This window comes from Embleya sp. NPDC056575 (genome assembly GCF_042793325.1).
Classification (GTDB): domain Bacteria; phylum Actinomycetota; class Actinomycetes; order Streptomycetales; family Streptomycetaceae; genus Embleya.
In genome coordinates this window covers 1-16372 of the sequence record NZ_JBHTVA010000016.1, presented here as the reverse complement: position 1 = coordinate 16372, position 16372 = coordinate 1, and the positions used below count along the sequence as shown (strand labels likewise).

The 16372-nt window shown below is 71.2% G+C and carries 12 protein-coding genes; 9 read left to right on the top strand and 3 right to left on the bottom strand.

Annotated features, from left to right (window positions below; all coding sequences use genetic code 11):
* Positions 1-384 precede the first annotated feature (384 nt).
* From ACFRCG_RS14835 to ACFRCG_RS14825, 3 genes are all read left to right on the top strand, one after another.
* Positions 385-2505, top strand: coding sequence for a type IIA DNA topoisomerase subunit B (locus ACFRCG_RS14835; protein ID WP_380031564.1), 2121 nt, complete (start codon positions 385-387; stop codon positions 2503-2505).
* Positions 2506-2912: 407 nt separating this feature from the next.
* On the top strand, positions 2913-3293 hold the full coding sequence (locus tag ACFRCG_RS14830; protein ID WP_380031562.1) for a DUF485 domain-containing protein: 381 nt from the start codon (positions 2913-2915) through the stop codon (positions 3291-3293).
* Positions 3290-4903 carry a cation acetate symporter gene (locus tag ACFRCG_RS14825; protein WP_380031561.1) on the top strand — a complete coding sequence of 538 codons (1614 nt, stop codon included), beginning with the start codon at positions 3290-3292 and terminating at the stop codon, positions 4901-4903. Before ACFRCG_RS14830 ends, ACFRCG_RS14825 begins: the two co-directional genes overlap by 4 nt.
* A gap of 14 nt (positions 4904-4917) precedes the next feature.
* Here ACFRCG_RS14825 and ACFRCG_RS14820 read toward each other — a convergent pair whose 3' ends face one another.
* Positions 4918-5847: a sucrase ferredoxin gene (locus ACFRCG_RS14820; protein WP_380031558.1), complete on the bottom strand. Its 930-nt coding sequence runs from the start codon at positions 5845-5847 to the stop codon at positions 4918-4920.
* A 114-nt stretch (positions 5848-5961) separates the two neighbouring features.
* Between ACFRCG_RS14820 and ACFRCG_RS14815 the strand changes: the two genes are divergently transcribed.
* Positions 5962-6435: an HD domain-containing protein gene (locus tag ACFRCG_RS14815; protein WP_380031557.1), complete on the top strand. Its 474-nt coding sequence runs from the start codon at positions 5962-5964 to the stop codon at positions 6433-6435.
* Positions 6436-6546: 111 nt separating this feature from the next.
* On the opposite strand, the gene ACFRCG_RS14810 is transcribed toward ACFRCG_RS14815, so the two are convergent.
* A complete protein-coding gene (locus ACFRCG_RS14810) occupies positions 6547-9015 on the bottom strand; it encodes a DNA topoisomerase (ATP-hydrolyzing) subunit A (RefSeq protein ID WP_380031555.1) in 2469 nt (822 codons plus the stop codon).
* A gap of 251 nt (positions 9016-9266) precedes the next feature.
* Between ACFRCG_RS14810 and ACFRCG_RS14805 the strand changes: the two genes are divergently transcribed.
* The 4 genes from ACFRCG_RS14805 to ACFRCG_RS14790 all read left to right on the top strand — a co-directional run bounded on the left by ACFRCG_RS14805 (position 9267) and on the right by ACFRCG_RS14790 (position 14891).
* Positions 9267-9512 carry a DUF2630 family protein gene (locus tag ACFRCG_RS14805; RefSeq protein WP_380031553.1) on the top strand — a complete coding sequence of 82 codons (246 nt, stop codon included), beginning with the start codon at positions 9267-9269 and terminating at the stop codon, positions 9510-9512.
* Positions 9513-9640: 128 nt separating this feature from the next.
* Positions 9641-10960: a M16 family metallopeptidase gene (locus tag ACFRCG_RS14800; protein ID WP_380031551.1), complete on the top strand. Its 1320-nt coding sequence runs from the start codon at positions 9641-9643 to the stop codon at positions 10958-10960.
* Positions 10957-12321 carry a M16 family metallopeptidase gene (locus ACFRCG_RS14795; RefSeq protein WP_379996048.1) on the top strand — a complete coding sequence of 455 codons (1365 nt, stop codon included), beginning with the start codon at positions 10957-10959 and terminating at the stop codon, positions 12319-12321. The genes ACFRCG_RS14800 and ACFRCG_RS14795 overlap by 4 nt, the downstream gene beginning before the upstream one ends.
* A gap of 77 nt (positions 12322-12398) precedes the next feature.
* Positions 12399-14891, top strand: coding sequence for an HAD-IC family P-type ATPase (locus ACFRCG_RS14790; RefSeq protein WP_380031549.1), 2493 nt, complete (start codon positions 12399-12401; stop codon positions 14889-14891).
* A 190-nt stretch (positions 14892-15081) separates the two neighbouring features.
* On the opposite strand, the gene ACFRCG_RS14785 is transcribed toward ACFRCG_RS14790, so the two are convergent.
* On the bottom strand, positions 15082-15486 hold the full coding sequence (locus ACFRCG_RS14785) for a hypothetical protein (protein WP_380031547.1): 405 nt from the start codon (positions 15484-15486) through the stop codon (positions 15082-15084).
* Between the two features lie 165 nt (positions 15487-15651).
* Between ACFRCG_RS14785 and ACFRCG_RS14780 the strand changes: the two genes are divergently transcribed.
* The gene (locus tag ACFRCG_RS14780; RefSeq protein WP_380031546.1) at positions 15652-16356 is read left to right on the top strand and encodes a hypothetical protein; all 705 of its coding nucleotides are present in this window, start codon (positions 15652-15654) and stop codon (positions 16354-16356) included.
* Positions 16357-16372 lie beyond the last annotated feature (16 nt).

Genomic DNA, 16372 nt, shown 5'->3' with positions numbered 1-16372 from the left:
CGCCTCTTCTCTACTCGACGAAGCCTTCATCGATGTCCAACATCAAATCAGCCTCGAACGTTCCCGGGGTGATCGTGTCATGTTCAACAGCTTCTCGGCACACCCCTTTTGCAACTCGTTCCTTGTGCATAGGACGTGCCCTGTGCGCGTACGGTTCATGCCGGCCACCCGATCGGGTGGTCGAAGATGTGTTCGGATGCCGGCTAGTATGCGGCGGCGAGCCGTCGCCGGGGTGTCTTCCGGCCCCGGTAGCCTTGCTCTCCGGCGCGACGAGGGTGATCACCGGGCCCGCTTTTGCGGGTTCGACACACCGCGAACGCGCCGTACGGATCGACGCGTACGCGGCGATCCGACTACTCGACTACATGCGAGGAGTTGCACCGCGTGACCGCCCAGACGACCGCGCAGTCCACCGCGCTCCTGGCGGGCGAACCCGACCACTCGAACTACACCGCACGGCACCTCCTCGTCCTCGAGGGTCTGGACGCGGTCCGCAAGCGCCCCGGCATGTACATCGGCTCCACCGACAGCCGGGGCCTGATGCACTGTCTGTGGGAGATCATCGACAACTCGGTCGACGAGGCCCTCGGGGGCTTCGGCGACCGGATCGAGGTGCTCCTGCACGCGGACGGCTCGGTGGAGGTTCGGGACAACGGTCGCGGTATTCCCGTCGACGTGGAGCCCAAGACCGGCCTGTCCGGTGTCGAGGTCGTCATGACCAAGCTGCACGCCGGCGGCAAGTTCGGCGGCGGTTCCTACGCCGCGTCCGGCGGCCTGCACGGCGTCGGCGCGTCGGTGGTCAACGCCCTGTCCGCCCGACTCGACATCGAGGTGGACCGCGGCGGACACACGCACGCCATCTCGTTCCGCCGCGGCGTGCCCGGCGAGTTCGCCGACCTCGGCGCCGACGCTCCGTTCAGCAGTGGTAACGGACTGCGCCGGATCAAGAAGATCGCCAAGGCCAAGAGCGGGACCCGGACCCGCTACTGGGCGGACCGGCAGATCTTCCTCAAGGACGCCGCCCTCGACCTCGAACTGCTTCACGCGCGGGCCCGCCAGACCGCGTTCCTGGTGCCCGGACTGACCCTCGTTGTTCGCGACGAGCGTAATGGGGCGAATCAGGGCGAAGTAGACGAACAGGTCTTTCACTACTCCGGCGGGATCAGCGAGTTCTGCGAATACCTCGCTCCCGACCGCGCGCTCTGCGACGTGCTGCGCTTCACCGGCTCCGGCACGTTCAAGGAAACCGTGCCCGTGCTCGACGAGCAGGGACACATGGTGCCCACCGAGGTCCAGCGCGAGCTGGGCGTCGACGTGGCGCTGCGCTGGGGCACCGGCTACGACTCGACCCTGCGCTCGTTCGTGAACATCATCGCCACCCCCAAGGGCGGCACCCACGTCGCCGGGTTCGACCAGGCGCTGCGACGCACGGTCAACGACGCGCTGCGCTCGGCCAAGCTGCTGCGCGTGGCCGAGGACGACATCACCAAGGACGACGCCACCGAAGGGCTGACCGCCGTGGTCACCGTCCGGTTGGCCGAGCCGCAGTTCGAGGGGCAGACCAAGGAGGTGCTGGGCACCTCGGCCGCCGCGCGGATCGTGCAGAACGTGGTGTCCAAGGAACTCAAGGCGTTCCTGGCCTCCACCGGGCGCGACCACAAGGCGCAGGCGCGCGCCGTCCTGGAGAAGGTCGTCTCGGCGGCCCGCACCCGGATCGCCGCGCGGCAGCACAAGGAGGCCCAGCGTCGCAAGACGGCCCTGGAGACCTCGGCGCTGCCCGCCAAGCTGGCCGACTGCCGCAGCGACGACGTCGACCGCAGCGAGTTGTTCATCGTCGAGGGCGACTCCGCGCTCGGCACCGCCAAGCTCGCCCGCAACTCGGAGTTCCAGGCCCTGCTGCCGATTCGGGGCAAGATCCTGAACGTGCAGAAGGCGTCCGTGTCGGACATGCTCAAGAACGCCGAGTGCGCCGCGATCATCCAGGTGATAGGGGCCGGCTCGGGGCGCACCTTCGACATCGACCAGGCCCGCTACGGCAAGATCATCTTCATGGCCGACGCCGACGTCGACGGCTCGCACATCCGCTGCCTGCTGCTGACCCTCTTCCAGCGCTACATGCGCCCGATGGTCGAGGCGGGCCGGGTGTTCGCCGCGGTCCCGCCGCTGCACCGGATCGAGTTGTCCCGGCCGAAGAAGGGCCAGGACAAGTACGTCTACACCTACTCCGACGGCGAACTCCGGCGCACGCTGCTCGAATTCGAGCGCAAGGGCGTGGCCTGGAAGGACCCGGTCCAGCGCTACAAGGGCCTGGGTGAGATGGACGCCGATCAGCTCGCGGAGACCACGGTCGACCCCCGACACCGCACCCTGCGCCGGATCAACCTCGGCGATCTGGAGGCGGCGGAGCGGGTGTTCGACCTGCTGATGGGCAACGAGGTCGCGCCGCGCAAGGAGTTCATCACCAACTCCGCGTCGCTGCTCGACCGGTCGCGCATCGACGCCTGATCGAGGGCCCTCGGACCGGGGATCCCGGTTCGAGGACTCCCGACGCGCACACGCCGGGCCCGATGGGATTCGTCCCATCGGGCCCGGCCTTTTTCATGAGCAGGACATCAGGGCCAAACGGTCCGTATATCTGCGATAGAAGGACGAATGTCACTCATTGGCGTGTGACCGATCGGTCTCCCGTATCGGCGGAGCTCGACCCCTCGTTGGCCAGACGATTCCACGACGCATGGCGGTGCCGGGAGCGCGGCCGTGCCGGTGGTTCATCCGTACAGGTGAATCGCGCAGAACCTGGCCGTGCGGCCCGCGCCCGCTGACCATGCTGAACACCAGTCCCATCGAACGCCTGTGTCGGCGCTCGGGCCGGGAGGCATCGCGCGGTTCGGCGATCGACGAGGAGAGCTACGGTGACGACCAGTTCGTACCGACCCACACCCACGCTGGGTGTGCCGTTCGGCGACCCGGAGCCGGATCCGCGGGCGGAGATCTACCTGCGTGTGCAGGCGAGCCCCGAGTTCCAGGAGATTCGGCGCCGCTACCGCGACTTCGTCTTCCCGATGTCGCTGGCCTTCCTCGCGTGGTACCTGCTCTACGTGTTCGCGTCCACGTTCGCGCGGCACTTCATGGCGCACCGCCTCCTGGGCACGTTCAACGTCGCGCTGGCGTTCGGGCTGCTCCAGTTCGTGAGCACCTTCCTGATCACGTGGGCGTACGCGCGCAACGCCCGGGCCAAGCGCGACCGCGCGGCGCTGAACCTGCGCTGGGAGACCCAGGAGATGTTCCGATGACCGGCCCGCACCTGGCGGCCGCCGCCGGCCATCGCGGCCTGACCGGCCTGCTGTTCGTGGTCTTCGTGCTGATCACCCTCGGCATCACCGTGTGGGCCAGCCGCAACAACCGCACGGCCAACGACTTCTACGCCGGCGGGCGGGAGTTCTCCGCCGCGCAGAACGGGCTCGCGATCGCCGGCGACTACATGTCGGCGGCGTCCTTCCTGGGCATCGCCGGGCTGATCGCGCTGTTCGGCTACGACGGCTTCCTGTACTCGATCGGCTTCCTGGTCGCGTGGCTGGTCGTGCTCATGCTCGTGGCCGAACTCGTGCGCAACTGCGGCCGGTTCACCATGGCCGACGTGGTGGCGTTCCGGATGAGCCGCAAACCGGTGCGCACCGCCGCCGGCGCCGCGACGATCGTGGTCTCGATCTTCTACCTGATCGCCCAGATGGTCGGCGCGGGCACGCTGGTGGCGCTGCTGCTCGGCGACAGCGGCGGCTCGGCGCAGACCTGGACGATCGTCGGGGTCGGCGCGCTGATGGTGGTCTACGTGACCTTCGGCGGGATGAAGGGCACCACCTGGATCCAGATCGTCAAGGCGGTGTTGCTGCTCGGCGGCGCGATCTTGATGACCCTGCTGGTCCTGTGGCGTTTCCACTTCGATCTCGACGCGTTGCTGCACACCGCCGCGCACACCAGCGGCCACGGGCAGCAGTTCCTCGAGCCGGGCCTGAAGTACGGGAAGAACCTGACCAGCCGGCTGGACTTCATCAGCCTGGCCATCGCCCTGGTGCTCGGCACGGCGGGACTGCCGCACATCCTGGTGCGGTTCTACACCGTGCCCACCGCGCGAGCCGCGCGGCATTCGGTGATGTGGGCGATCGGGCTGATCGGGACGTTCTACCTGCTCACCATCGTGCTCGGGTTCGGCGCGGCGGCGGTGCTCGGGTCGGACCGGATCCGCAAGTCGAACGCGGCGGGCAACACCGCGCTGCCGCTGCTCGCGGAGGAACTGGGCGGCGGGCCGGACACGTTCGGCGGCGTGGTGCTGCTCGCGGTGATCGCGGCGGTGGCGTTCGCGACCATCCTGGCGGTGGTGGCCGGGCTGACCCTGGCCTCCTCGGCGTCGTTCGCGCACGACCTGTACACGAACGTGATCCGCAAGGAGGCGACCGACGAGAAGAGCGAACTGCGGGCGGCGCGGCTGTCCGCGATCGTGATCGGTGGGATCGCGATCGGGCTGAGCCTGTCCGCGCAGAAGCTCAACGTCGCCTTCCTGGTCGCGCTCGCCTTCGCGGTGGCCGCCTCGGCGAATCTGCCCACGCTGCTCTACACGCTGTTCTGGCGGCGGTTCAACACCAACGGCACGGTGTGGGCGATCTACGGCGGGCTCGGCTCGGCGCTGGTGCTCGTGTTGTTCTCGCCGGTGGTCTCCGGGGGCAAGACGCCGCTGGTGACCGGCGTCGACTTCCACTGGTTCCCGCTGGAGAACCCGGGGATCGTGTCCATCCCGATCGGCTTCCTGTGCGGCTGGATCGGCACGTTGCGCTCGGACGAGGAGGCGGAAGCGGCGAAGTACGCCGAGATGGAGGTGCGTTCGCTGACCGGGGCGGGCGCCTACTGAGACCGGGGGGGCGCCTACCGACGCGAGGCCGCCGCCACCCTGGCGCGCATGCTGGTCGGGAGGGCGCCGCCCTTGCCGCAGCTTTCCGGCCGGGCCGGGGCCTCCTCGTGCGGGTTCACCATCACGGTCCAGCGGCGCCCGTCGACGTGGTGGACGAGTACGGTCCACCCGCCGTCGTCCTCGGCCCGCTCGTCGTGCACCGACAGCGCGTCGGCCCGGCGCTCGCCGCACTCCTCCCGGACCGCGAGTTCGGCGGCCTGGCCGGCGCGGGACCAGGTGGCCCGGCCCCGGCAGTGCTCCGGCGCGATCTCGCCGCGGCGTGCGGCGGTGAGCACGGCGCCGGCCGCGACGGGGTCCAGGCGGCCGTACAGGTAGCCCTGAGGCAGTACCACGGCGGTCGGGGCGAATCGGTGCCCGCCCAGGTGGGTGGCCTCCCACGTGGCCTCCGGGAAGCTCGTGGCGAGGGCGGCGGCCAGCGGGCGGCCCTCGACCGCGCAGCAGCGGTCGCGCTTGCCGTTCGTGCAGACCAGCATCAGCGGCTCGGTGACCGGTTCGCCCACCGAGGGCTCGACCGGTCCGGCGAGCGCGGCGAGGTCGTGGGCGAGCAGCTCGGTGACGTCGCCCACGCGCAGTCGGCGCAGCCAGGTCGCGCCCGGCTCGGTCCAGGCCAGGAAGACCGTGCGCGGCGCGTCGGGCTCGGCCGGTTCCGCCTCGGCCCGCGCGCCCGTCTCGTCGGGCCTGCGGACGAGCGTCGCGCGAAAGCCCGCCCGTGCCGCGCGCGCCTCCAGTTCGCGACCCACGCCGTCGGCCAGGCCCCGGCTGTCCACCAGCGCCTTCGCCGCCCACGGCCCGGGATGCTCGATCAGCAACCATCCGCGCGTGGTGGGAGCGGTGCCGGCCATCGGCTCGGCCAGTTCGTGCGAGAGAAAGACGCAGGTTTCCACGACCGTGCACGGTACAGCCGCGGCGGGGGCGGGCACCGGATCGACCCCGCCCCGAGCGCCACGATCGGGTGATCCCGGTACGGTTGTTGCACACGGTAACGATGGGAGGCGGCCATGCCCCAGGGACGGACCGACGGGAGCGCGGCGATAGCCGGCTTCACGTTGGACGACGCGGTGGCGCTCGCCAGGGCCGCGCACGACGGTCAGTTGGACAAGGGCGGTCACCCGTACATCACGCACCCGCTGCGGGTGATGCGGCACGTCGAGGGGACCTACACGCGGATGGCGGCAGTCCTGCACGATGTGATCGAGGACACGCCGGTGGGTGCGGACGACCTGCGCGCCGCCGGTGTGCCGGAGCAGGTCGTGGTCGCGGTGATCGCGTTGTCCAAGCTGCCCGGCGAGCCGCTGGAGCGCAGCATGGCCCGCGCGGCGGCGGACCCGATCGCGTTGGTGGTCAAGCGGGCGGACATCGCGGACAACCGGTCCGAGGCCCGCCTGGGTCAGCTCGATCCGGCGACGCAGGTGAGACTGCGCAAGAAGTACACGCGCTCGATCGAACTTCTGGAGAAGTTCGCGGCGCGCTGAGCGGTCGTCCCGGCCGTGGTCGGGACGCTTCGGGACGGGAGAGGCCCCCGCGGCGAGGGACGCCGCGGGGGCCCGTTTCGTGGGAGCCGGCCCGTGGGGCGGGCTCCTCGGTCAGACCGCGCCGGGCGGGCCGCCGACCACTTCGACGTGCTTGGCCAGCGGGGTGCCCGAGCCGTCCCGACGCGGGTCGGGGCCGGGCAACTCGACCGGCTGTCCCTTGGCGTCGGAGCCGCGCGCCGGCGCCGGGCCCGCCCAGGCCAGGCGCAGCGTGGTCTCGCCCTTGAGGAAGCGCTGACAGCGCACCCCGCCGGTGGCCCGGCCCTTGCGCGGATACTCGGCGAACGGGGTGACCTTGCAGGTGCCGTGTTCGGCGCCGAACAGCGCGTCGCCGCTGTACGCGGCCACGGTGACCACCACCGCCTCGGCGCCCGGGTCGACCGCGGTGAACGAGAGCACGGACTGCCGGTCGCCGAGCTTGATGCCGGCCATGCCGCCGGCCGGGCGGCCCTGGGGCCGGACCATGGACGCCTGGAAGCGCAGCAGCTGCGCGTCGTCGGTGATGAAGACCAGGTCCTCCTCGCCGGTGCGCAACTCGACGGCGCCGACGATCGAGTCGCCGTCGCGCAGCGCGATCACCTCCAGGTCGTCCTTGTTGGCCGGATAGTCCGGCACGACCCGCTTGACCACCCCCTGCGCGGTGCCGAGCGCGAGCCCGGGCGAGTCGGCGGAGAGCGTGGTCAGGCACACCACACGCTCTTCGGACTCCAGGGAGACGAACTCGGACAGCGGGGCGCCGCCGGCCAGGTTCGGCGCGGTCGCGGTCTCCGGGAGCGCGGGCAGGTCCACCACGTTGATCCGCAGCAGCCGGCCGGTACTGGTGACCGCGCCGACCTCGCCGCGCACCGTCGCCGCGACCGAGGAGACCACCAGGTCGTGTTTGGCGCGGCCTCCCTCGGGCGGCAGCGGGCCGCCGGTGGAGGTGCGGGCCAGCAGGCCGGTCGAGGACAGCAGGACCGTGCACGGCGCGTCGGTGACCTGCAGCGGGACCGCCGCGGCGGGGACGTCGGCCGATTCGAGCAGGACCGTGCGGCGCGGCGTGCCGTACTTCTTGGACACCGCGGCCAACTCGTCGGAGACGACCTTCCGCAGCAGCTTGTCGTCGTCCAGGATCTTGGTCAGCTCGGCGATCTCGGCGCGCAGCCGCTCCTGCTCGGCCTCCAGTTCGATCCGGTCGAACCGGGTGAGCCGGCGCAGCGGGGTGTCCAGGATGTAGGACGCCTGGATGTCGGACAGCGAGAAGGTCTCCATCAGGCGTTCCTTCGCCTGGGCGGAGTTGTCGCTGGAGCGGATCAGCTCGATCACGCGGTCGATGTCGATCAGCGCGACCAGCAGGCCGTCGACCAGGTGCAGGCGCTCCTGGCGCTTGCGGCGGCGGAACTCGCTGCGCCGGCGGACCACCTCGAAGCGGTGGTCCACGTAGACCTGGAGCAGCTCCTTCAGACCCAGCGTGAGCGGCTGGCCGTCGACCAGGGCGACGTTGTTGATGCCGAACGTCTCCTCCATCGGCGTCAGCTTGTAGAGCTGCTGAAGGATCGCCTCGGGGTTGAAGCCGTTCTTGATCTCGATGACCAGGCGCAACCCGTGCGAGCGGTCGGTGAGGTCCTTCAGGTCGGCGATGCCCTGGACCTTCTTGGACTGCACCAGCTCCTTGATCTTGGCGATCACCCGCTCCGGGCCGACGTTGTACGGCAGTTCGGTGACCACGATGCCCTTGCGGCGCGCGGTGACCGACTCGACCGTGGCGGTCGCCCGGATCTTGAAGGTGCCGCGGCCCTTCTCGTAGGCGTCGCGGACACCGCCGAGGCCGACGATCCGACCGCCGGTGGGCAGGTCGGGGCCGGGCACGTGGCGCATCAGGTCGTCGAGGTCGGCGGTGGGGTGGCGGATCAGGTGCCGGGCGGCGGCGACCACCTCGACCAGGTTGTGCGGCGGCATGTTGGTCGCCATGCCGACCGCGATCCCGGACGCGCCGTTGACGAGCAGGTTCGGGAACGCGGCGGGCAGCACGCCCGGTTCCTGCTCCTGGCCGTCGTAGTTGGGGCCGAAGTCGACGACGTCCTCGTCGATCGAGTCGACCATCAACATCGCGGCCGTGGACAGCCGGGACTCGGTGTAGCGCATCGCGGCGGGCGGGTCGTCGCCGCCGAGGGAGCCGAAGTTCCCGTGGCCGTCGATCAGCGGCAGGCGCATCGAGAACGGCTGCGCCATGCGCACCAGGGTGTCGTAGATGGGGCCGTCACCGTGCGGGTGCAGCTTGCCCATCACCTCGCCCACGACGCGGGCGCACTTGACGTAGCCCTTGTCGGGGCGAAGGCCCATCTCGGCGGCTTGGTACAGGATGCGGCGATGTACGGGCTTGAGCCCGTCGCGGGCGTCCGGCAGTGCCCGCGAGTAGATCACCGAGTAGGCGTACTCCAGGAAGGAGCCCTGCATCTCGTCGACGACGTCGATGTCGAGGATGCGTTCCTCGAAGTCGTCGGGTGGCTGCGGACCGGAGGTTTTCGTACTACGGCGGGCCATGCGCGGCGTTGCTCCTTTGCTTCTTCGGGCCGGCGCCGGGCCGTGTCTCCCGTGTCCGCCCGAGGGCGGCGCGGCCGGGGACGGCCCGCACGGCGTGCCCATTGTGGCGCGCCGGTGCGACAGGTGAGTGCATCGACCCGGGTGACAGCGTGCTTGGGGGCCGTGCGAGGGGGGAAGGACAGCCCTTTGGCCCACGGTTGTGCCGCAGTTCCCGGCCGCCGTTCGAGCAGGAGGAAGAAAGGTTCCGCGCGATGGACGACAAGCAGATCCGCGACCGCATCACCGACATGGTCGAGCAGGAGCGTGCCTTGCGCGACCGACTTGCGCAAGGCGCGCTGAGCACCGACGAGGAACACGGGCGGCTCGCCGAGGTGGAGGCCGAACTGGACCGGTGCTGGGATCTGCTGAGGCAGCGTCAGGCGTTGCGCGACGCCGGCGCGGATCCGGAGTCGGCCGCGGCGCGTCCCGCGCGCCAGGTCGAGGGCTACCAGCAGTAGCTCCGCGCGCCCCGCTTCGCCCGTCGCGAACAGCCCCGCGCGCGGGAGTCGAACCGGTCCCGCGCGTCGTTAGGGTGAGGGTGGCCGCCGTCGCGGCGGTCACCCTCCAGGAGAGGACGGATGGGCTTATGGCAGGACCGGCGACTGCATCGTTGGGGTTCACCGCGACCACGCACACCCTCGGCAACGGGCTCCGCGTGGTGCTCTCGGAGGACCACGTCGACCCCGTGGCCGCCGTCTGCCTCTGGTACGACGTGGGTTCACGGCACGAAAGGCCCGGGCGGACCGGGCTCGCGCACCTCTTCGAGCACCTGATGTTCCAGGGTTCGGCCAACGTGCACGGCAACGAGCACTTCGAGTTCGTGCAGTCCGCGGGTGGTTCGCTCAACGGCACCACCAGCTTCGAGCGCACGAACTACTTCGAGACGATGCCCGCGCACCAGGTGGAACTCGCGCTGTGGCTGGAGGCGGACCGCATGGGCGGGCTGCTGCAGGCGCTCACCGAGGAGAGCCTGGACAACCAGCGCGACGTGGTCAAGAACGAGCGCCGGCAGCGCTACGACAACGTGCCCTACGGCACCGCGTGGGAGCGGCTCGTGGCGATGGCCTTCCCCGAGGGCCACCCGTACCACCACATGCCGATCGGCTCGATGGCCGACCTGGACGCCACCTCCCTGGAGGACTGCCGGGCCTTCTTCCGGACCTACTACGCGCCGAACAACGCGGTCCTGGCGATCGTCGGCGACGTGGACCCGGAGCAGACACTGGCCTGGGTGGAGAAGTACTTCGGCACGATCCCCGCGCACGACGGCAAGCCGGTGCCGGCCGACGGCGCGCTGGCGCCGGTGATCGGCGCGGAACTGCGCGAGACGGTGCACGAGGAGGTGCCCTCGCCCGCTCTGATGGCCGCCTACCGGATGCCGGCCGACGGCACCCGGGGCGCCGACGCGGCCGACATCGCGCTGACCGTGCTGGGCGAGGGGGAGAGTTCGCGGCTGAACACCCGCCTGGTGCGGCACGACGAACTCGCGGTGTACGCCGGGGTCGGTCTGATGCGGCTGTCCGGGACCGCGTCGGTGGCCATGCTCGACGTGAAGGCTTCCGGTTCGGGCGCGGTGGCCGCGATCGACGCGGCGCTGGCCGAGGAGTTCACCCGGTTCGCCGAGGAGGGCCCCACTCCGGCCGAACTCGAACGCGCGCAGGCCCAGTTGGAGCGCGCCTACCTGGACACGATGGCCACCGTGGGCGGTCGGGCCGACGAACTGTGCCGCTACGCGACGCTGTTCGGCGACGCGAACCTGGCGTTCACCGCGCTGGATCGGCTGTTGGACATCACGGCCGAGGAGGTGCGGGCGGTGGCCGCCGAGCGCCTGGTGCCGGCCAACCGTGCGGTGCTCGTGTACGAACCGACCGACGACGCGGACGAGAACGAGGAGCAGGTCGCGTGACCCAGACCGGCGAGATGGTGTTCCACCCGCGCCCCGGCGCGGGAGCGGCCCGTGAGTGGACCTTCCCCGCGCCCGAGCGCTCGGTGCTCGGCAACGGCCTCGCGGTGTTGCGGGTGGACCGGCCCGGACAGAAGGTGGTGGCGGTCGAGCTGGTGCTCGACTCGCCGCTGGCCGCCGAGCCGACCGAGTGCGAGGGCGTCGCCACGATCATGGCGCGCGCGTTCACCGAGGGCACGGACCGGATGGGCGCGGAGGAGTTCGCCGCCGAACTGGAGAGTTGCGGCGCGACGATCGACACCGACGCCGACCACCCGGGTGTGCGGGTCGCGCTCGACGTGCCGGCCTCGCGCCTGGAGCGGGCCCTGGGGCTGCTCGCGGACGCGGTCCGGGCGCCCGCGTTCCCGGCCGCCGAGGTGGACCGTCTGGTGCGCCAGCGGCTGGACGAGATCGTGCACGAGATGGCCAGCCCGCCCCGGCGCGCGGCGTTCGCGCTGAACGCGACGCTGTTCGACGACGCGGTGCGGCTGTCGCGGCCGCGCGCGGGCACCGCGGAGAGCGTCGCGCGGGTGGACCGGGCGGCGGTGTGGGACTTCTTCACCGCGCACGTGCGCCCGCAGACCGCCACTCTCGTGGTGGTCGGCGACTTCGCCGGCGTGGATGTCACGGGCGTGCTGGAGCGCACCATCGGCACCTGGAGCGCGTCGCCCGCGGAGCCCTCGCGGCCGGGCCCGGTGGTCGCCGACGACCACGCACGCGTGGTGATCGTGCACCGCGCCGGCAGCGTGCAGACGCAGCTGCTGGTCGGCCGGATCGGCCCGGGCCGCGAGGACGCCTCGTGGCCGGCGCTGACCATCGGCACCTACTGCCTGGGCGGCACCCTCACCTCGCGCCTGGACCGGGTGCTGCGCGAGGAGAAGGGCTACACCTACGGCGTGCGGGCGGCGAACCAGTCGCTGCCGAACGGCTCGCTGCTCGCCATCCACGGTTCGGTGGAGACCGACGTCACCGGACCGGCCGTCGCGGACCTGGTCACCGTGCTGCGCACACTCGCCGCCGAGGGCCTGACCGACGGCGAGCGGGACGCGGCCGTGCAGAGCATCGTGGGGGTCGCGCCACTGAAGTACGTGACGCCGCGCGCGGTGTGCGACTCGCTCGCCGACATGGCCGCCGAGCGGCTGCCCGACGGCTATCTGCCCGAGCTCTACCTGAAGCTGGCCGACGTGGCCACCAAGGACGCCGCCGAGGCGGCCACGCGCGGCTTCGATCCCGCGCGCCTGGTGGCGGTGCTCGTCGGTGACGCGGACAAGATCCGCGAGCCCCTGGAAGCCCTCGATCTGGGACCGGTCACGGTCGTCGAATAGGGCGCCGCGGCGGTGGGCGGATCACAACGGTCGGCCCACCGCCAACCGGGATCGCCCCGGGCACTTACGGTAGACCCATGACTCAGCCGTTGCCGGGCGCCGGGCCCGGAGAGACGACAGCCATCCCGCCGGTCGACAGACCCGACGGGAACGCAAGCGAACCGAACGTGCGCCTCGGCGTCGGACTGACCACCGCGGACGTCGCGGAACGAGTCGCGCGAGGCGACGTCAACGACGTTCCCGTGCGGTCGAGCCGGTCCACCACCGAGATCGTCAAGGCGAACGTCTTCACCCGGTTCAACGCCGTCATCGGCGTGCTCTGGCTGATCATCCTGTCCGTCGGGTCGGTCAAGGACGGTCTGTTCGGCTTCGTGATCATCGCCAACACCGGGATCGGCATCATCCAGGAGATGCGCGCCAAGCGCACCCTGGACCGCCTCGCGGTGATCGGCGAGTCCAAGCCGGTGGTGCGCCGCGACGGACGGGCCATCGCGCTGTCGCCGTCCGAACTGGTGCTCGACGACGTGATCGAGCTGGGCGCGGGCGACAAGGCCGCCGTGGACGGCGTCGTGGTCGAGGCCGACAACCTCGAGATCGACGAGTCGCTGCTCACCGGCGAGGCCGACCCGGTGATCAAGCGCCCGGGCGACCCGGTGATGTCCGGCAGCTTCGTGGTGGCCGGCAACGGCGCGTTCACCGCGACCCGGGTGGGTCGCGAGGCGTACGCCGCGCAGCTGATGGAGGAGGCCAGCAAGTTCACGCTGGTGGCGTCCGAACTGCGCAACGGGATCAGCACGATCCTCAAGTACGTCACCTGGATCCTCTTCCCGGCCTCGATCGCGCTGATCATCAGCCAGTACCGGCTGGAGGACACCACCTGGCGCGAGGCGGTGACCCGGATGATCGCGGGCATCGTGCCGATGGTGCCCGAGGGCCTGGTGTTGCTCACCTCGCTGGCCTTCGCGGTCGGCGTGGTGCGCCTGGGCCGCAAGCAGTGCCTGGTCCAGGAGTTGCCCGCGATCGAGGGGCTGGCCCGGGTCGACGTGGTGTGCCTGGACAAGACCGGCACGCTGACCGAGGGCGGGATGAACGTCGCCGAGGTCCGCGAGTTGGCCGAGGGCCTGCCGGTGCGCTCCGCGCTCGGCGCGCTCGGCACCACCGAGCCCCGGCCGAACGCGAGCCTGGCCGCGATCATCGACGAGTGCCCGGCCGAGCAGGGCTGGACCTCGGTGGAGAGCGTGCCGTTCTCCTCGGCGCGCAAGTACAGCGGGGCGACCTTCGAGGTGGCCGGCGCCCGTGCCACGTGGCTGATCGGCGCTCCCGAGGTGCTGGTGACCACGCAGGCGCACGGCGACCTGCTGGGCGAGGCCGAGCGGCTCGGCGCGCAGGGCCTGCGGGTGCTGCTGCTCGTGCGTACCGACGCCGCGCTCGCGGACGCGGTCGACGCGCTGGTCGGCGGCCCCGACGGGGCCGATGTCACGCCCGCGGCGCTGGTCGTGCTGGAGCAGCGGTTGCGGCACGACGCGGGCGCGACGCTGGACTACTTCGCCGACCAGGGGGTGGCCGCCAAGGTCATCTCCGGGGACAACGCGATCTCGGTCGGCGCGGTGGCCGCCAAGCTCGGCATCAAGGGCGCCGACCACCCGGTGGACGCCCGGACGTTGCCCACCGACCAGAACGAACTGGCCGACGTGCTGGAGGCCAACACGGTCTTCGGCCGGGTCACCCCGCAGCAGAAGCGGGACATGGTCGCGGCGCTCCAGTCGCGCGGCCACAACGTGGCGATGACCGGCGACGGCGTCAACGACGTGCTCGCGCTCAAGGACGCCGACATCGGCGTGTCGATGGGCTCGGGCAGCGAGGCCACCAAGGGCGTCGCGCAGATCGTGCTCCTCGACAACAGCTTCGCCACGCTGCCGTCGGTGGTCGGCGAGGGCCGGCGGGTGATCGGGAACATCGAGCGGGTCTCGAACCTGTTCCTGACCAAGACCGCCTACTCGGTGCTGCTGGCCATCCTGGTGGTCATCGCCAACGTGCCGTACCCGTTCCTGCCGCGGCACCTGACGCTGCTCGCCTGGTTCACCATCGGTACGCCGGCGTTCTTCCTGGCGCTGGCGCCGAACAAGGAGCGGGCCCGGGCGGGCTTCGTCAAGCGGGTGTTGCGCTACTCCGGACCCTCCGGCGTGATCGCGGGTACCGCGACGTTCACCGCGTATCTGCTGGCTCGCTCGCACTACGGGGCGACGGACGCCACGCGTACGGCGGAGACCTCGATCGCGACGCTGACGCTGTTCCTGGTCGGCCTGTGGGTGTTGGCGATCATCGCGCGGCCGTACACGTGGTGGCGGATAGCCCTTGTTCTGGTGATGGGCGCGGGATTCGCCTTGGTGTTGACCGTGCCGTGGCTGCAGCGGTTCTTCGAACTCAAGCTGGTCGGCACGCAGATGCCGTGGACGGCGGTCGGGTTGGCGGTCGTCGCGGGGCTGCTGCTGGAGGTGGTCGCGTTCTGGAACAAGCGGCGATTGGCACTGGAGGTCGCGGCGGCGGGGGCGTCGTCGGCGTCGGCGTGATGGTGTGACGGGCGTGAGCGCCGCCCCGGTCGCTTGGCGATCCGGGGCGGCGCTGTTTTGTCGGGCGCTTCGCGCCGGCTCGCGAGGGTCGGCCCGAGTCGGGGGCGCTGACGCGCCATGGGGGTGCCCCGCGCCCGCCGTGGGCCGCTCCGCGCGGGGCGCGGGCGCGGTGTGGGGGGCGGGGGTTGCTTCAGGGGGTGGGGCGTTCCGTGAGGGCCAGGGTTGCGCCGAGTAGGGCTGAGCCGGCGGCCAGGGTCACGATGATGGCGCGGCGGCCTCTGGGGAGGGCTTTGGCGTGTCCTGCGGTGATCAGGACGTCGCCCAGGTCGGCCGCCGCCGAGGTCAGGGCCCACAGGCGGATCGGTTCGCCGCGCGCCGCCGTGACCATGGTTCCGACGCCGAGGGCCAGGTCGCGGCCGCCCAGGGCGCGGGCGAACACCAGCGCTCCGACGTGGTCCGCGTCGTCGCCGATCCAGGGGCGGGCCACCCGGGGCGGGTCGAGCAGCGCGACCACCCCCAGTGCCGTACGGGCGCCGCCCCAAGCCAGCGCCGCCGCTCGCCCGAGCCGGTCGAAGTCACCTGCGGTAATCGTCACATCCGGCACGGTATCGCTCCCACGGCACTTCAGCGGCGGGCCATTTCCTGCATTAGCCTCACCCTGCCGAACACACGCACCGGCAACAGCGAGCGAGCGGCGCCGGCGTGACGTCCCGTCACGCGTCCACGGGGGTGGAAGACGGCGCCGGGTCGCCACACGGGGATGGAGAACCAGTTGTACCTGCGTAAGCCTGCCGTTTCGACACTGCTCGTCGCCGCGTCCGTCATCGCTCTGTCGAGCGGCTGCGGGCTGGCCGACAAGGTCAAGGGTGACGACGACAAGAAGAAGGACCCGGCCACGGCCGCGCCGCAGGCGAGCACCGGCGGCGGCGGTTCGACCGGCGGCGCGAGCAACGCGCCCGCGACCCAGCCCGGCGGGGGCAAGGGCACCGCGCCGGCGACCGCGCCCGGCACCACCAAGCCCGGTGGCACGGGCGACCTCGACCCGAAGGCGTTCTGCAACCTGCTCACGCCCGCCGAGCTCAAGGGCGTGCTGAACACCGAGGTCACCCGCACCAAGAACGACGACACGCTGCGCACCTGCCGCTACTACGGGCCCGGCGACTCCGGCCTGGTGACCCTGCAGTACTTCCTGCGCAGCAGCAAGGGCGCCGACACGCCGGAGAGCGTGGTGGCCAAGAACGAGGTGTCGAAGTACGGCAAGCCGATCACCGACCTCGGCGCGTTCCCCACGCTGTACGTGCCGGGCACCGGCAGCTACCCGGCGCCCAGTGTCCCCGAGGTCTACTTCGCCAAGACGCACGGCGACGTGATCGTGGACATGCACGTCAGCCTGTCACCCGCCGCGAAGGATCTGCCGCGCGCGCAGCACATCGCGATCGCGAAGATCATCGCCGACAAGATCTGAGCCGCCGCGCGGGGGC